Genomic DNA, 291 nt, shown 5'->3' with positions numbered 1-291 from the left:
TCCAATATGCTTCAAAGGAAAGAGGCATATCAAATTTTTTGTTTGGGAAGATAATAATTCTTTCATGTGTGTTTCCGAGCATGGCGTTATCAACATATGTATCATATGTAGCTTGTGACCTTACTAAAATCTTACTAGCTTTACCTTTTTGTATCGGTAGATGCAGTAGACTATTCCAGTTAGCATCAGCAACATAATAACTTATATATTTCTCATCATTTGGGATCTGATTTCCCACAGTATTCGGAGACGATTCATTTTTAAGACGCCAAGCAGATAAATGACCATCGA

Annotated in this window: 1 protein-coding gene; it reads right to left on the bottom strand. The window is 35.1% G+C overall.

Features of this window, described 5'->3' with window-relative positions:
- Positions 1-291 (bottom strand): hypothetical protein (locus A3712_RS28390; protein WP_231891832.1); only part of this gene is annotated, 291 nt, incomplete at both ends.

Origin of the sequence: Vibrio sp. HI00D65, from assembly GCF_001635455.1 — a bacterium.
In the GTDB taxonomy this organism is placed as follows: Bacteria; Pseudomonadota; Gammaproteobacteria; order Enterobacterales; family Vibrionaceae; genus Vibrio.
Note: the sequence above shows the minus strand (reverse complement) of the source record. Positions and strands in the feature narration are given on the sequence as shown.